At 34.0% G+C, this 17940-nt stretch carries 12 protein-coding genes; 1 reads left to right on the forward strand and 11 read right to left on the reverse strand.

The window, feature by feature from the left end:
- Positions 1 to 192 precede the first annotated feature (192 nt).
- From GWR14_RS01480 to GWR14_RS01515, 8 genes are all read right to left on the reverse strand, one after another.
- A complete protein-coding gene (locus tag GWR14_RS01480) occupies positions 193 to 540 on the reverse strand; it encodes a hypothetical protein (protein WP_163407176.1) in 348 nt (115 codons plus the stop codon).
- Between the two features lie 186 nt (positions 541 to 726).
- Positions 727 to 1392 carry a hypothetical protein gene (locus tag GWR14_RS01485; protein ID WP_163407177.1) on the reverse strand — a complete coding sequence of 222 codons (666 nt, stop codon included), beginning with the start codon at positions 1390 to 1392 and terminating at the stop codon, positions 727 to 729.
- Between the two features lie 319 nt (positions 1393 to 1711).
- Complete coding sequence (locus tag GWR14_RS01490) at positions 1712 to 2587, reverse strand: helix-turn-helix domain-containing protein (RefSeq protein ID WP_163407178.1); 876 nt, start codon at positions 2585 to 2587, stop codon at positions 1712 to 1714.
- A 575-nt stretch (positions 2588 to 3162) separates the two neighbouring features.
- Positions 3163 to 5445, reverse strand: a complete 2283-nt coding sequence (locus tag GWR14_RS01495) for a heparinase II/III domain-containing protein (RefSeq protein WP_163407179.1) — start codon at positions 5443 to 5445, stop codon at positions 3163 to 3165.
- 394 nt (positions 5446 to 5839) lie between these two features.
- Entirely contained in the window at positions 5840 to 6622 is a 783-nt protein-coding gene (locus GWR14_RS01500; RefSeq protein WP_187356518.1) for a gluconate 5-dehydrogenase, read from the reverse strand.
- Positions 6609 to 7982: a sugar porter family MFS transporter gene (locus tag GWR14_RS01505; RefSeq protein WP_163407180.1), complete on the reverse strand. Its 1374-nt coding sequence runs from the start codon at positions 7980 to 7982 to the stop codon at positions 6609 to 6611. The genes GWR14_RS01500 and GWR14_RS01505 overlap by 14 nt, the downstream gene beginning before the upstream one ends.
- Before the next feature lie 35 nt (positions 7983 to 8017).
- Positions 8018 to 9280 carry a glycoside hydrolase family 88 protein gene (locus tag GWR14_RS01510; protein ID WP_246236254.1) on the reverse strand — a complete coding sequence of 421 codons (1263 nt, stop codon included), beginning with the start codon at positions 9278 to 9280 and terminating at the stop codon, positions 8018 to 8020.
- Entirely contained in the window at positions 9280 to 11217 is a 1938-nt protein-coding gene (locus tag GWR14_RS01515) for a glycoside hydrolase family 127 protein (protein ID WP_163407181.1), read from the reverse strand. The genes GWR14_RS01510 and GWR14_RS01515 overlap by 1 nt, the downstream gene beginning before the upstream one ends.
- Positions 11218 to 11818: 601 nt before the next feature.
- Here GWR14_RS01515 and GWR14_RS01520 point away from each other — a divergent pair.
- The gene (locus tag GWR14_RS01520; protein WP_163407182.1) at positions 11819 to 12706 is read left to right on the forward strand and encodes a T9SS type A sorting domain-containing protein; all 888 of its coding nucleotides are present in this window, start codon (positions 11819 to 11821) and stop codon (positions 12704 to 12706) included.
- Positions 12707 to 12872: 166 nt separating this feature from the next.
- On the opposite strand, the gene GWR14_RS01525 is transcribed toward GWR14_RS01520, so the two are convergent.
- Genes GWR14_RS01525 through GWR14_RS01535 form a run of 3 tightly spaced genes read right to left on the reverse strand, consistent with a single transcriptional unit; the run spans position 12873 to position 17902 of the window.
- Positions 12873 to 14831 (reverse strand): glycoside hydrolase family 97 protein, encoded by a 1959-nt coding sequence (locus tag GWR14_RS01525; RefSeq protein WP_163407183.1) that lies wholly within the window; start codon positions 14829 to 14831, stop codon positions 12873 to 12875.
- A gap of 2 nt (positions 14832 to 14833) precedes the next feature.
- The gene (locus GWR14_RS01530) at positions 14834 to 16438 is read right to left on the reverse strand and encodes a hypothetical protein (RefSeq protein WP_163407184.1); all 1605 of its coding nucleotides are present in this window, start codon (positions 16436 to 16438) and stop codon (positions 14834 to 14836) included.
- Positions 16439 to 16480: 42 nt separating this feature from the next.
- Complete coding sequence (locus GWR14_RS01535; RefSeq protein ID WP_163407185.1) at positions 16481 to 17902, reverse strand: hypothetical protein; 1422 nt, start codon at positions 17900 to 17902, stop codon at positions 16481 to 16483.
- Positions 17903 to 17940 lie beyond the last annotated feature (38 nt).

Raw genomic sequence — 17940 nt, forward strand, 5'->3', positions numbered from 1 at the left:
ATTTAATGATTTGCAGGCTTTTTTATTTTAGAGTGCTTTTCAGATTTTTTAAAACCGCTCAAAAATTTATCATATATTTTTTTAATTAAGAATAGTCATATTTGCAAAGTGGTCATTTTAAATTTTCTTTCGATATTGTTTCTAATAAATTCAGGAACAATTTCAAATATTAAAAGAATCTTTTCCATAATTTTACCAAGTATTTTGTAAAACGATTTCTCCAACTGATTCATTTTTGTTTCCAACTGTTTTTATAATGTTGTATCTCGTGTAATTTTGAACTGTAAGCTCAATAAGATAAGTTTCTGATTTAAGATTTTTTATTAAAAATTCTCCATTATTATCCATGACTTTAAAATCCTGAATTATTTTTTTTTGATTTGTAATGATATTAAATTCAAAAACCTTAATCGAAAATGATTCAATAGGACTAAATCCATGATCCACAACCCTTCCCCAGATGGTATAAGTTTCATTCGATGATTGAGCTGCAAAAAGTGGAATAGAAAGCAGCATAATTAATAGTACTCTTTTTATCATGAGATCATAAGTTCATTTATTATTAATTCAATGTTTAATATTTTCTTTATTAAAAAACAGAGTTATTTCATAATAGCGTAATTATGAAAATCTATCTTAATTATGATATAGAAAAGACTTAGATAGTTAATTAATAATCTGATTTATAGAACAATAATTTTTATCAATAACGATTTAGTAATGGCTTTATTTTCGATAATTTATCCTAATGATTTTAAAGTCTCCTCCACTTCTGTCTGCTGTAAACAATCCAACTTTTCCCGATGTTCGATTGTTGAGTTTTTGGATAATCAGCGAAGGCTGGACTGCATCGTTAATATAGACTTCAACATTGGTGTTGTCAATTACTAATTTCATTGTAAACCATTCATCAGGACGAGGCGGATTGATAATTTCTTTCTCAAAAATCGCATTCCTTTCATTTCTCAATTTTTCCCAAGTAAAACTTGGATGCGAAATGTATTGCACAGCATGAATTCTCCTAACGGAGTCTTTGGCAAAAAAATTAAAAGGACGACAATAGACGGCATCATAATTCATATCATCGAGACCGTGAAAGGCAATCCCAATAAAACTTCGCTGTAAAACGTCTTTCCCTCTCATTTCAATTTCAATTGTACCTTTTTTAAAGCTCCTAAAAGGTAACCATATAATACCCTCATTCGTACTTTCCAATATTTTCACATAATCTCCACTATAACTCGAAACAATTTTAATTTCTCTATTTACGGATTTCAGTTTTCCTTTTTTATACAGACTGGCGAGTTGAATGACTTGTTGATGCTGGCCTAATAGAAACAAAGGGAGCAGGATCAAAATAAAAAGATATGTGAATTTTATTCTTTTTTTCATGTTTTTTAAATCTATTAACAGTAAGTTTTTTTTAAATCAACTGGTTAGGTTTTTATAAAAAGCAGATTATGAATAGTTTTTTGATTTGCCAGATCAGTTCTAGACAGTCCAAATAGATACTGCATCAGTCTTTTGATTCTTATTATTTTTCGTTTGATCTATTTTTTCTTTTAAAATCATATCCTTTTTATCCAAAAACTTTATGCCGATACATCAGCGAATAATGTTTTTAAATGGTTTAGATAAAGTATGTTTTGCTGTATTTTTAAAACATTCTCAGGAACAAAATTATCATTTATGTAGGCAGAATAATTCCCCTTTAGATAACAGAACTACCATTTTGATAAGCCTTTCTGAATTCTTTTGGAGAAATTCCTGTTTGAGCCTTGAAGAAACGCGTCAAATGATTTGCCTGTGAGAATTGTAACAGGTATGAAATTTCATTTATATTATGATTTGTATAAGATAACAGAGATTTTATTTCAAAGAGAATGAATTCATTTATCATTTCAGAAGCAGTAACCTTGAATTGTTTTTTGATGCATTTATTTAGTGTTATTCTACTGATACCCAACTTTTGGGCGTAATGGTCGATGTTTCTTATTTTGCAGACTTCATTTTGTAGAAGCTCTTTAAACATAAATGCAATACTGTTATTTTCTGTTTCTGAAGACAACAGGTAATGTTGCGCATAGGCTCGATTGAGTTTGATTAGCACAAAGTATAACAATGCTCTTATGATATGTTCACTGTCAGATCGAAATGTTTTTATCTCACTAAGAAGCTCCTGAATTGTATTTACCAATTGCAAAAAGAACTCATTATTAACCTTTAAGTATAGAGGTTTGGTTTTGTTGTAGAAAAACTGCAATTTGAAAGAAAATAGTTTATCTGAGAAGAAACTAGACAAAAAGCTGTTCTGAAAAAATAGGAAATAACTGTCAACTTTAGTTTTGTCCAAAAACCATCTTCTTTTTTGAAATGGGGAAATAAAAATGATTGTATTATCTGAAATTTCAATTCTTTGCTGATCAAGTTCTAAATAGCCGTTTCCTTTAGAGAAAAATATAAGTTCATAAAAATCTGTATGATGAATTTCACTTTCAAAAAAATAATAGGGAATGTCATTATAGCTACCTATATCGATTAGGAGCTCAACATTATATTTATTTTTTAAGAATTTAAATGTTTTCATGTTTACTTATTTCTCCATTAATTAGGCAATGTTGTATAAAAATTCAGTGAAAGCTGATCATTTCATCTTACTGAAGAACTCTCAATGCAAATCTAATACAAGACGATAAAAATAGTTATTTAAACCCAGATTGTGCAGCGGTAATTGAGCTTAAGGAATTAATTAATAGTTGTCATGATAGCAATGATCTAAAGTTGGAATTGGTCCCTTTTATGCAACTAAAGGTTTAGGTAGTATTTCCCGGAAGTCTTAAAAAAAGAAGGATGAAACGCTTAAAGTTTCTAAGAGACTCCTACAATATTTATATAACAAAAAGGGAGGTTAAAATTTAAAAGCTAATAAATTTTAACCCGTTGGGTGAAATTAAAAATAAGTATCAGGCTGAGTCCATTCGGCTTCGTTCAGGATAAACTTAGTCGAAGCTCTTTAGTATTCAAAAGCCTTCGACTCCGCTCAGGATGACATCAATTCCCTGAGTTATAAATTATGTTTCACTACCGATTTTATATTTTTATAATCAAATCAATTTTTTTAATCAATTTCATCCAACGGGTTAAATTTTATTTATTTTTTACTTATTCTTTAACACGGTTGTCCAATTTAAAACTCAAATATTCATTATCTAAGTCAAAAGTTGATTTTTCTCCATTCACTAATAAAGTATCAAGCTGTTTTGGCGCATAAAATGATGCATTAATCAAGGGTTGCCCATCAATTGTGACTGACATTGTATTTTTTTCTAATTTTTGAATCACATTTAATTTTGATAAGGAACCAAAATAGGCTTTGTTGTTACGGCGAAGTGCACTGCCATATATTATACAAATTTCTGCTGCATCTTCTGGTTTACTGTTTTCATCATAAGTTACTGCGAACATATAAGCATCAGTTTCCCAGCCGTCAGCCCATATCCAGGAATTGGAATGCATCAAAGTACCATCGGCTAATTGATTGATAATGATATCCGTAATCTCACCATTATTATGCACACGTATTCCTATCCAGTCTTTGCCTTCAATTTTCTCTATTTTAGGCATTTTATCAGTTTCTTTTTCTTTTAGAACAATCGCAGTTAATCCCTTAATCTTTCTAGCAGCTACTGGGGATTTAACAGAATAATAGGTCGTTTCTCCTTTTAAATCTTCAGAAGGAGCTTTACGTTCTTCAAAACGTGAAAAGGTTGGATAATCATGTACAAAATTGGATGGAGTAATATATTCAGGATATATAGGACGAATAGTTAGTGCTGCTTCGTTGTGTTTTACATTAATATCTACTCCATTCTTTTTTACTTCACCTTCTAAATGCCATAGCCATTCGAAATTTCCTTCTTTGTAGGTTTTTAAATCATCAACAATATAAATGATATTATCGATCCATAAAAAATGTCTAAAATTGCGAATGAAATTATTAGAGGTAGGACCAGTTGCATTGGCTAAAACATATTTTATGGTACCGGCATCTAACAAATTAGTAAGTTTACCATCCAGCATAGATCCTTCGTATTGCTGATTAACAGGCTGACCTTCTCCATTGAACAAGACTACATTATGTGCCTGACTTTGAAAAAAATAGTCGCGGTAAGCAGGATTTGGATACCAACAGTGACCACCATCTGCAATAAGATTTTCACCTTTATGGTACACTAAAAATGAATTAGCATCAGCATGCGAGTGATTCCAGGTATGACCGCTTTTTACAGCTAACATTGTCGCATCAGGTTTCCATGCATTTCGCAAAGTAGCCCAGCCAAAATCTGCAAATAACTGTGAGTTTTTTAAGTTTGGTTCTTTGGGAGCCTTATTAGTATCCGGATAATACAAAAATCCTAAAGGTGTATTTCTATAAAGTCCTTCTCTGTTGTTACCTGTTTCTGTTTGCTTTAAGTACCATAACATATTATCCTCTTTTTGACCTAAAGCATAGAGAAGTAGCATCACATTTTCTGCTGTTATTTCTGCCCTGCTATCACCAAAATTGAGGCTTTGTATTTTATTATCTCCCTGATAGGCGCAATACATAAAAAAATCGGGAGTATTTTTTAATTCCGGTATTTCTAATGGTTTCGTATTGGGATATGCATTTTTCCAAGCCAGCATATATAATAAAGCTTCTGATATACCAAAATTGGCGTAATTAATACTTTCGTACATTCCTCCGTTTTTATCGAAACTTTTGGGTTTGTTTTGAAGTTCATCACCAGCAAAAGCAAACCATTCTGGTAACTGTTCATAAAACTTTGCTGCTGCAGTAGCTGCCTGAGGTACTTCGTTTGCAATACTCAATGCTAACAATGCAGACATACTGGCACAAGATGTCCACCAATTGTGTCCCATAGAATTGAGCGAATGAATTCGGGTTGGTTCTAAAAACCAATCACCTAAACCAGGTACGACTCCATAATTGAATAAGCCCTCTGTAATTTCTTTTCTTTCTGTTTCTGAAAGCATATTGTAAATTCCATCATAGGCAATAGCACTAATACGGCATTTATGAGAAAATCCTAAATCTGCACGCCAAGCGGGTTTGCGCAACATCATTTCATCGGTACTACTCCATTGCTTACCTCTTACTGAATTCAATAATATTTCTTTTGCTTTTTCGGCATATTTTTTATCATTAGACATTAAATAAGCTAAAGCCAAATAATCTGTCTTTAGTAAATCATTTTTAGAAAGCGCATCATCTGCTTGTTTTTTAATGATTTTCCATGCTTCCTTTAATTTTGGATCACTACCCACCATTTTTTTTGCGTAGTCAACTCTCTCTGAAGTTAAAAGTAAAGCTGGATGTTGTATTTCTTGTGACCATAACAGATTAGAAACTATTATAAAAGTCGTTATAAATATTTTTTTCATATTCCAATTTTTAAAAAATTGTTTGCCCCATCTATAATATCAGCAATATTTGCAAAAATAGGCTGCTATACAAGATAACAGCCTAATCTACTAACTCATTTAATGATTAACTATAACTTTATCTGGGGCATAAATAAACCACTAATAAACCACTATGGACTTAAAATCCATAAGTTTGATTGGCAGACTTAAAGTTTGCGAGGTCGTAAAGCTTAATTTCAATTGCAAATTGCATAAATTTCCACAAATTAATTTGTGTCAATTGCGCCCCGAATGATAGTGAATAGGCGAAGCAAATTTACGGTTAAAAACTTTTTAGAAGCTGAAAGCTAAATGCACTAAAGCGCATACTTTCAACTATTTTTGAGAACAATAAATTATAGAGTATTAAAATCTATTCGTTTGAAGGTTTACCAATTGTAGCTAATATACCGCCATCTACATAAATTACCTGTCCATTAATAAAATTGCTCGCTTCTGAAGCCAGAAATACGGCAGTACCGGCAAGATCTTCAGGCTCTCCCCAACGCCCAGCGGGTGTACGGCTGATGATGAAATCATTAAATGGATGTCCATCTACACGAATTGGAGCCGTTTGTGAAGTGGCAAAATATCCAGGACCAATAGCATTAACCTGTACATTATACTTAGCCCATTCTGTTGCTAAACTGCGGGTTAACATTTTAAGTCCTCCTTTAGCTGAGGCATAAGCGCTTACATTATCTCGTCCCAACTCACTCATCATAGAGCAAATATTGATGATTTTACCTGAGCGGCGCTCAATCATATTTTTAGCCACTAATTTGGACATTATAAAAGGGCCAATAAGATCTACATCAACCACTTTTCGAAAATCGGCGACAGGCATATCTAAAGCTAATACTCTTAGAATAATTCCGGCATTGTTCACCAAAATATCAATTTTGCCGTGATTTTTCTCAATAAGGGTCACTTGTTTCTCTGCTTCTACTTCGTCGGTTACATCAAACACATAACCTGAAGCTTTAAATCCTAAATCCTTATACTGCTCAATAGCCGCATCCAAGGGTTCTTTTGTGTTATTTGTTATAATTAATTCGGCACCTGCCTGAGCTAGGCCAACTGCCATAGCCATTCCTAAACCATGTGTAGCTCCTGTAATTAAGGCTGTTTTGCCCTGTAAACTAAATGAATTCATTTTCAACTTTTTTATTAGAATTTTGTTTAATAGATGATTCTGCTGCTAAACTTTTTGAAAGTTCTTCTAGCGTTCTGCCTTTAGTTTCAGGCATTTGAAAGAATACCCATAGTAATTGCCAAACCATCATTAGACAGAAAATAGAGAACACCGTGGTAGCACCAATTTCTTTAAAAAGAAAAGGGATAAAAGATGGAATTAATGCCGCCAATACCCAATGCACCGAAGTTCCAAAAGCAGTACCTGCCGCACGTAATTTATTTGGGAACAATTCTGAAATAAAGACCCAAATTACCGAGCCTTGTCCTACTGCGTGAGAAGCAATGAATAAAAAGAAAAATAAAGGAACTGCCATTCCTTTCCATTCAAAATAGAATGCTATAGTCACTAAAGCTAAGGAAACAATATATCCAGCAGAGCCCAAATACATCAAAGTTTTACGACCATATTTGTCTATTAATGAAATTCCTATCAGTGTAAATACTAAGTTTACGATTCCGATTCCGATACTGCTAAAAAAAGAAGCTGATTTTTCAAGACCTGCCAATTCAAAAATCCTTGGTGCATAATATAAAAATGCATTGATACCCGAAAACTGATTGAATAAGGCAATAAAGAAAGCCAACATTAACGGCTTTCTGTATTTTTTCATAAAGATGGATTCGTCTACTTTTTCTTTTATTTTTTCATTAGACATAGCTTCTAATTCCAACTCTGCTTCTTCGGGAGTATTAACCAGTAAAAGAATTTCTTTTGCTTTAGCTACATCTTTTTTATAATCAAAAATGTAACGAGGACTTTCTGGAATGCCCAAAACCAAAAGTGTGTAAATTAATGCAGGAGCTGCCTGCACGCCTAACATCCAACGCCATGAATTTTCTCCTATATCCTGTAATAAATAATTGGAAAGAAAAGCAATCAGAATACCGAATACAATGTTAAATTGATATAGTGCCACTAACTTACCACGGTCTTTAGCCGGAGCAATTTCGGATACATAGGTTGGGGCAGCAATAGTTGAGGCTCCAATACCTAAACCTCCTAAAAAGCGGAAAATCGAAAAGACAATTGGGGAATTCGCAAAAGCTGTTCCAACTGCTGACAAAAAGAACAATACTCCTATCAAAATCAAGGTGTTTTTACGACCTAATTTGTTGGTAGGCAATGCTCCAAAAACAGCTCCTAATACAGTTCCCCAAAGTGCAGAAGACATCACTACCAAACCATGAAACAAATCAGAAGAATTCCATAATGTTTGTAATTGTTTATCGGCTCCCGAAATGACAACGGTATCAAAGCCGAAAAGAAAACCAGCCAGGGCCACAACGACCGACCAGTAAATGATTTTTTTATTTTTCATTTTTAAAAAAGGCAATTAAAATTTTGGTTTTATAATTAGTTAAGTTTATAAGTAAGTAATGGCTTTTGCCCCTGAGCAATTTTTTTGTAGCGCAATAATGCTTCTACATAATAATAATCGGCGTAGATAATGGAATAATCAATCTCAGAACCAGCGGGTTTATGTCCTGTAGAATGCAATAAAAGTGCTGAATTATGATTTTTGCTCTGATAGTTTGCAGATAATTCTTTTAACATCCCCAAGGCTTTTTCATTGTACTCATTAGCCAGATTATTATCCGTTGTATAAACAGCCAATTCTAATAATGCAGAGGCAACGACAGCTGCAGCTGATGCATCACGAGGTGAGTTTGGAATTGCAGGATCATCAAAGTCCCAATATGGAATTAGATCTTTTGGTAAACGATCTAAATAAACACGGGTTACTTTGTGAGCAAAATCAAGGAATTTAAGATCCTTCGTTTCGCGATATACCATTGTATATCCGTAAATTGCCCAAGCCTGTCCACGTGCCCACATACTGCTGTCGCTATACCCCTGATGCGTAACTCCTTTTATTTTTTTACCCGTTTCTTTATCATAAACTACTGCGTGATAGGAAGTATAATCGGGTCTAAAATGGTTATTCATGGTTACTGCTGCATGGCTAACTGCCATATCGTATAATTGTTTTGATCCGCCATTTTTGGAAGCCCAGAATAATAATTCCAAATTAATCATATTATCCATAATGGTATTGTGTTGAGGCCATTCCATGTTTGGTACATCACGAGGCCAGGATAAAATAGTACCTACTTTTGGGTTAAATAAAGTGGCCAATGTATCAGCAGTTTTTAGTAATACTGATTTATATTCCGGATCCTTGGTTAAACGATACCCATTACCATAACTACTAAATACCTGAAAACCTAAATCGTGATCTGTGGCTGAAGAAACAGAAAGTGGTTTTAAATACTCCGTGTATTTATCTGCAACTTTTTTCCACTTACTGTCTGTAGTTACCTCAAAAAGATACCATAATTCTCCTGGCCAAAAACCACTGGTCCAATCGGTGTAATCTACCATCCGCCATTGAACGGTATCAGGTGCAATATTTCTCGGTATCAAACCATTATCTGGAATTTGAGCTAAAGCTTTTGAAGTTTGCTTTACACAATAATTCAATTCGGCATCTACATTGAAATCACTTTCTGCCGGAGTTTGAACCAACTGTTTACCACAGCCGGCAAGCAGCATAAATACTCCCAATATAACTGTTACTTGTTTGTCTAGAATCATAATCTTATTACTGTAATTCATTATTTATTTAGTTCCCAATAAATAGTATATCGCTGCCTATGTATATCAGAAATTGGTTTTAGTACTTCATCATTTCCTTTAATCTTAAACAACAAATCACTATTGTTTACTTTGGAAATATTCTTTAGTAATTCCTTAGATGAATAGTTCAGCTTATTTGTAATCGAAGCTGGAACATGATAATCGTAGGTATAATAATCATTGTATAATTTAGGATTACTAAAGGGAGCCGGCTCTATCATATCGGTAGTACCTAATTCGGCCGCCAAGACAATTGGTCCATAAGTTACTGCTACTACCTTTGGATTGTCCGGAGTAGGTGTAATCTTTAATGGTAAATCAAATGCCACTTCGATAGTATCTCCATTTTTCCACTTACGATTGAGTATGATATAATTACCCGGTTTTACAGTAATTTTTTGCTGCTCGCCATTTATTGAAAGCTTAGCACCTTCAGTTGCCCAATTCGGATATCTAATATTTATAGGAACAGCTTCTGAACCTGCTGTATTAATGGTTAATTTGATATTATTTTGATTTGGAAAAGTCGTTTCTTGTTTAATCGTTAATCCTTTCTCTTTCCAAACTAATTGAGATGGAATGAAAAGATTGACAAATAGATTCTTCTTATCATGATAATAAATAAATTCTCCATATTTGGCCTGATTTTCAAAACCGCTTCCTACACAACACCAAAAGGAATCTTCCGGCGTGCTGTATACTTTATGAGCACCTGGTTTCATAGGCAGGAAATATGCAACCATTCCTGATTGTGGATCCTGCTGTCCTAAAATGTGGTTATATAAAGCCTTTTCGTAAAAATCAACGTATTTAATTTTAGGATCATAGGCAAATAAGTGACGCGTCAGTTTAAGCATGTTATATACATTACACGATTCGCCAGTGTATCCGCTCAAATGTTCTGATTGGTGATCAGGTTCAAAAAATTTTTCTTTATCACTATTACTGCCAGTAATAAATGAATGATGATCTACTACGGTATTCCAAAAGAACTCAGATATTTCACGATATTTATTTGTTCCTTCTAATTCATAAGCACGAGAAATACCAATCAATTTCGGAATATAAGTATTCGCATGCTTTTTGTTCAGATTGTCTTCCTTATCAATCAATGGATTTAAAGCATCGTCGTGATAAAAGAACTCTTCGAGGAACTTATAATTTGGATTTGCTGTAATTTGATATAAAGCATAAAAGGAGTCGTTCATCCCTCCAAATTCATTGCCTAGCATCGTTTTGCGTTCTTCCTGAGTAAGAGGTTTTAATTTTTGATAAGCCCAATCGGCCATTCCTTTAACCACTTCAAAAGCTTCATTACTATTGCAATACAAATACTGATCAATAAGACCTGAGAATAACTTATGTTGTGTATACCAAGGCGCCCAAACTTTTTGCCCTTTTATAGCTCTATCAATTAAATTTTCGGGAAAAGCGCTGAGATAACCTTTTTGGTTGAGTACTTTTTGTATTTCTGCTAAACCAGATACAATACTATCAGATTTCACTTTATATTTATTGTCACCAGTAGAAGCATACAGTAAAGCTAAACCAGAAAGTATATGTCCAGTACTGTGGCCTCGCAACTCACAATCTAAGGATTCCCAGCCCCCTAATTTCTTCATGGCAAAATAACCTCCTTCATTACCACTGTATATTCCGGCATTATTACGAAAACTATGCAGCAAACGACTGGCACTAATATCCATAATCCATTTGCTCTCCCGAATCATATTATCCTTAAAAGGACTGTCTAATAATTTCACATCCTGAAGATCAAAAGCTGTTAATTGGATATTTTTAGTATCTCCAACTTTTATTTTTGATTGATGCTGTCCGGGATAATGAGACTGCGCAGATGCCGTTATAGTGGTTATCAAGGAAAATACGATATACTTCGAATTGTTTAAATACTTCATTTTACTTTAAAATCTACTTTTTCATTCTTTTCAAATACTTTATATAATTTGAAACTTTACTACTTTAATTTGTCTATACAATAATATATTATGTGCTTATCCAAAATAACATCTGAATACAATTTCAATATTAGGCACTTTTACTTTTAAGGAAGATAAATTATAGTTCAAAAAGTATAAATTATGAAGTTTATTAGCCTAAATAAAAACTTAATACACTTGTAAGCAATTTTTTACCAAAAAAGCACTTTAAAAATCAACGGAATTAAAGCCTAATTTTCTTCTATAAAAATTGCCCCATAACAGCTCGCAATAATACTTCTGGAATCTAAATTTCAACTACACTGGCTCAGCTAAAATTTTACTAACCGGAATTTAAAGTTTATTCTAAAACTTATTCTTTTTTCAAACCTCTCTCAATATTATAAGTCACCTCATTATCCTTTACTGTTTTAATGTATAGCTCGTTTTATTATTAAAATTAAGCGAACTACTGTTTAAAACGCACCATATTTTATAGCTTTTGTACAATGAGTTACAGACTACGATTTTATTTACATCTAATTTTACACCTATTCACTAATCTAAAAATCAAATTCTTATGAAAAGAAAATTACACTTCAAAAATTCGTTATTTACAAAACTACTAATGACTACAATTACATTAACAAGCTATGCTAATTTACAAGCCCAACAAAAAGTGGGGAGCAATTTAGACGGAAGTTTTAATACAGATAACGTTTTTGGAGAATGGAGCGTACAGAATGGGGGAAGTGGTACTGTCAGTGGCGGTTATCTTAATACAACTATGACCATACAATCAAATAGTAAATATCGAGGAGATATTTGGTACAATTATAGCAATTTGGCAGCAAATGATATTATATTAAATTCAACAAATCATGCTTACCTTGCTATCAAATTTAAAGGGAGTAGACCAGATGGGGCAATAAAATTAGAGATGCAACGTGTAACCAGTGGAGGAACTTTGGTTTGGGATAATACCGCATGGCTTGGCGGATCGGCAGATGGAAGCGTTACAACTTCTAACGGAGATACTATATATTATTTTCAGTTAACTAAAGATGCTGATTTTACTGGTGGTGATTTGACTTATAGACGAATCCATATTTTAGTTGCTGATGCTGTGGTTAGTACCTCGTATCAAGTAGATTGGATAGCTACTTTTTCTGATACTGCATCCATTCAGACTTATGCTACTTTAGGACTATCAAAAGCAGAAAAAGGGACTTCTGGAATTCAACTCTATCCGAATCCTAGTAAAGAAAATTATTTTAGTTTACAATTGAATACGGAAAGTTCAAGTGAAGATGTTAATATTGAAATATACAGTTTGACCGGAGTTTTATTGAAAGAAGAAACTTATAAAAATTCCAGTTCAACTATAGAAGTAAAACACAACCTGCCTAAAGGAGTTTATCTTGTACAAATAAATCATCAGACGACTACTAAGTTGATTGTGAATTAAGCTAACGTTGTAGCGCTCTATTGCAATGCGCTAAAATTTGACATCACTTTAGACAAGAAAAGAATACCCACTTTGCATACCATAAGAACTGCAAGTGGGTATTTTTTTATGTAGCTGCTAAGTAAAAACGCTTAACACAGCCTAATATAAATTAATTCTCAGGGTATTATTTTTTAGACACTTCGCTGATTATAATCACTACTCCTCCACTTGCTTTTAAATTAAAAGAAAGTATTTCTCCTCCTTTTATGATTTGTTCTTTAACAGCAACTTTGGTTCGCGTTTGAATTGTATCATCATCCTGAAACGTTTTAATGCTGTATTTTTTGCCTTTAGCTAAAAAATCGGTAGGAATTGTAATTTGACGTGATTGATTGTTTGTGATTGCTCCAATAAACCAATCATTTCCTTTTTTACGAGCTACTGTAATAAACTCTCCTACTTCACCATTAATAACCTTTGTTTCATCCCATACCGTATGGACTTTATCAAAAAATTCAATTTCCGGCTCTCCTTGGTAAAATGCAGGCTGATCATACCAATAGAAGAATTGGATTGGACTATAATACACCACTGATAAAGCCAACTGATGTGCATGAGTATTTTTAATACGATTATTGTAATAAGCAATAGTATAATCAGCTGGGCCAGCTAAGAAACGGGTAAAAGGTAAAATGGTGTTGTGGTTAGCATCCGGCATTTCTTCATTACCACGGATCCCTTCTTGTGTCATTAAATTGGGATAGGTACGACTGAATCCTGTAGGACGGTATTCGTCATGTATGTCTACCATCATTTCATATTCGGCACATTTTTTAATTGCTTCATGTAGCCAGTTTGACCAACGCTGATTTCCAACTTGTACAAATCCGAATTTAATACCTTTAATTCCCCATTTTTTATACAATGGTAAAATACTATCGAGCTGTTGCACTAAAGCTCTTTGATTCACATATACCCAAACTCCTATTCCTTTTGATGAAGCATAAGCCGTTAACTCTTGCATATTGAAATCTTTGATTTCTGAAACCGTAGTAGCATCAGAACTCATTTTCATTTCCGGACCATACCAACCCGCGTCTAAATGAATGTACTGTAAACCTCTGTCTACTGCAAAATCAATACATTTTTTAGCATCGGCCTGAGTTAGTTTTGCAACACGAATTACTTTGCCCGGTTTGATAAAAGCCGTATTTTTTATTTGATTTTCCGGGTTTAGATTCAGTATGATGTCATTATTTGTAATTAAATCTGTTGCTTTGTCAGCGACCATGATGACACGCCAAGGAGTTGCATAAGCCGGAATTACATCAACACTTCCATACAAAGTGGCCTGAATTGCATTGGGTTTCGTTGGATTTAAACTCAATTTCATTCGCGAATAATCCACCATCTGTGCTTCTGTAACAGCGACGGTAAGTTTGTTGGATAATTTCATGGTTAAAGGACGTTCGCTTTGTCCTTTCCAGTTTTTAAGAGGCAGTAAATCATAAGGTCCTTGTGCCCAGGGTTCATAATAAGCCAAAGTACCTTCGGGCATTGTAAACTGCGTTTGCTCTCCAACAATATGCAGAAAAAGACCGTTGGTAGGTTCAGGAAAATAATAACGAAATGCTACACCTTGATTATACGCACGGACTACAACATTCATAAAGTAACTTTTATTCTTATCGTAACCGTCTGTCAAATTTGTGGGAGTTTCTTGCCCTTTACGAAATGTAAGAGTCAATTCATTATAATGGTCTGTAATCAAAGTCTTCTCTCCATAGATCGGTTTCCAGGTTTGATTTACGGTATTTTTAAGTACTCCTGTAAAATTAAGATTCTCTCCCCATACTTTACACGTATCATTAGGTATGCCTAAAGCAGATTCGAAAGTTTGATTTTCAACCAACACCCCTAATTCTGATTCTAAGACTACAGGTTTTCCTTTGAAAGCAAGCGAATAATACAATTGCTTAGCGGTTACTCCCTTTTCTTTTTGATAAAAGGTAAATTCATAGTTCCCGTCTGGTGACTTTAACTTCTGAAGTGTTTCATTTACAATTTTTTGTGCAAAGACTCCTATCTGTATAAAGAATACTAATAAGAGCATTAAACTATATTTTTGATTTATGATTTTCATGTTTATTCTTTTTTAATAAAAAAATGATTTTCTACTGGTGTCGCTGATTGTAAACCTGTTTGATTTCCATATTGCCAAGCCACTACTGTAACTTTTATTGGAAACTTCGATTTAGGTGGTATTTTCGAAAAATACAAAGTGTTTCCGCTGATGAAAGCCGGCCCTTCTTTAACATAAAATTGCACTGTTGTATTTTGGTCGGAAACAGCTTTTAATGGTACTGTTTTTACTATTGCAGTAACATCTCTCAGTGCATCAAATTTAATTGTTTGTTGTCTGCCAGATTTGTTAAAAAGTGGAAATTTTATGTTTATCTGCTGTACAGCACTTTTGTAATTCTTATCACCTTCATTATGTGCTAACAACCAAATATCACAGCTTCGTTTTGCATTATTAAAACCCAGCTTATCAAAACTAATTTGAAAGGTTGTATCATTTACCTTTTTAACTGGTCCGCAAATTCTATCCAATTGGAGTTTTGTAACGGCATGCGACGAAGCAGATTTAGTATGTGTGGAATCGGAAAAAAAAGCACTTAAATTAAAAGTTACTCCATCTGCTTTAGGTACAAATTTGGGCTGAAAATTAGCATGGTTCTTTAATGATTCTACAATTTTACTGTTTTGCTTAAACCCAATAAATTGTTGTTTTTTTCCTCTCGCTCTGGCATAAAATGATTCAGTGGCCATTGCCATTTTTTTATCAAAAACCCAGGAACTTGTTGCCCGATTACCGTTGAATTTATCAAAAGAAGCAGGAACAGCCTGAGGGATCGAATCTTTTCGCCATTTATCCATCAGCCAGCCCGAACTTGGTTCTACTTCTTTTAATGTAGTAAAACTACTAATTTCCTGCTTTGAAGGAAGTCTGTGCATACCTGCCGCTTTTATATAATTGGCCATATATTTTACCAGCTCATCCGAATAATCAAAATGACCATGCCCGGCATCCGCAAATAGTGTGATCACACTTTTGGGATGTTTGGCTATGTACTTATATGCGGGCTGAATTCTGGCTTTCCACCATTCGTATTCACCCATAATAAACAAAGCCGGAATACCATCTATATTTCGATTACCCCAATCAGGATTAGGCTTACTGCTTCCTGTTAAAGTACTTTGGGGTGCATCGCCATGAATGGAAACTAAAGCTAAGGTACGTTGCGGATTAAACGCTGCATAATTCCATGGAAAACTTGCCATAGCAGAATGTCCAATGGGCACAATTGGTACATGAGCCAACTCCTTATATCCGGAAACTTCTGCTAAGGACTGAAATACGCTTTCAATTATTTTATCCTCATTTTTAGCAGTATCGTATATCCAGCTTATTACGGGAGTAACCCAAACCTCAGCAAAACCCAACTCCGCTAGTACTTTTCTAAAATAAGTGTGTTCAAGGATTCCTTCTTCAACCATATTATGCTGCCCAAAAACAATCCCTTTTACCTGTTTGCAATTTTCGGGAATCCATAAAAAAGCTTGCGGATGGTCATTTGTTTCTGCTGAAATAGTTGTATTTACTTTTACACTCCATTGCCATATCTGACTATAACCACTTAAATTTAAAAAGCTTATAAAAATTAGTAATCTGAATTTAGTGCTCATTCTTATTCAATTTTCAATTTTATCAGCATCACGACTTCACTTTTACCATTTACCTTTACCATTCATGGTTTGAGTTTCGGTATTCGTTAACTGTGGCAGATTCGATTTAATTTCAAGATTTTTAGCATCATCATTTTTTATGATCAGACTGTGTTCTAAATCATTAATTAATACAATATTTTCTGTTGGCATTGGTAAAATAGGAGAACTCATTTCTGCGTGAGCCGGCATACCAAATCCCAGCATGATGGGTAAGACTGGCATTACTGTTTGAGTATCATTTGCATAAAGCCTTACCCGATGGTTTTTCCCCGCAATAGTAGCGATAGTGTGTACCAATGATTTTGGCATGCCTGAAACTAATTCTAATTCTACATCAGCACCTACCGTATTTTCTCTAAGATATAATAATGGTCCAAATTGTATGTCTGCCCTGCAATCACGCACTACTACATTAGACCCGATTAAAAAACCTCTTTCTGTTCCAAAAGCCTGACAGCCTTGTAATAGCGTTTGATTTTTAGCATCATCTGTCCCTCCGATTTCAAAACCTGAACGGGTGTTTTTTGAGGTACAATTACGAAGCGTAACTTTACCTACTCCGCCATACGTACGAAAACCATCTTCACAGAGTGCTTTTGTGTATCCCGGACTAATCATATAACGACCGTCGCGATTTTGATATACGCTTTGATATTTTAATTTTTCTGCCAGACCTCCTGATTCCGCCAATATATCATTGGTCGTACGCATTTCACCTTCAGCATAACAATCTTCCAAAACTACATTATCAGTGTTATGTCCCTGTGTCTGGATATAAAAACAGTGTCCAAACGCACGACTAAAAACTTTACATCGTTTAATTGTATTGTTTTTACCTGCAATCATGATTCCGCTTTGTTTCTGAAGACTGGTCAAATTTGGACCTCCTTTTCCAAACAAATCTCCATATCCATAAGTTGAACCGCTTACATATAATTTGACATCTTCCAATAAGGTATTATCTCCAAAAATTGAAAGTATATTGCCATTACTTCCTATGTTTTTAGGTCCGGTATTTTTAATGGTTAAACCTTTTATGGTATTACCATTTCCATCAATAAAAATACAGCGCATATAACCGTAGGGTAGAATTTTATATAATTCGGTATTGATTTCGAAGGTAACTCCTGTAAAATCAAAGGTGTTGTTATTGCCTTTAAAACGTAAAAACCAACGAGGAGGACGCTTTTGCTGTTCTGTTGCTTCCGGAAGTTCTGATAATAATTTAGTTATCCTGACTTTCGTTAAATAATCTGTAAGTGAATAAACTCCCGGTTTCATCTGAATATTTTGACCATTCCCTTTGGCAGACTGTTCTAAGGCTTCGAGTGTTTCAACTTGTTTTACCTTATTTTCGGCTTGTGCCATAACTGCAGTAAATACTAATACTACTGTCGTTAAAAGTGATTTGAAATTCCTCATTGTATTTCTATCTTTTTTGAATCTTAGCAAGCATAACT

This window comes from Flavobacterium ajazii, from assembly GCF_010614725.1.
GTDB classification, from domain to species: domain Bacteria; phylum Bacteroidota; class Bacteroidia; order Flavobacteriales; family Flavobacteriaceae; genus Flavobacterium; species Flavobacterium ajazii.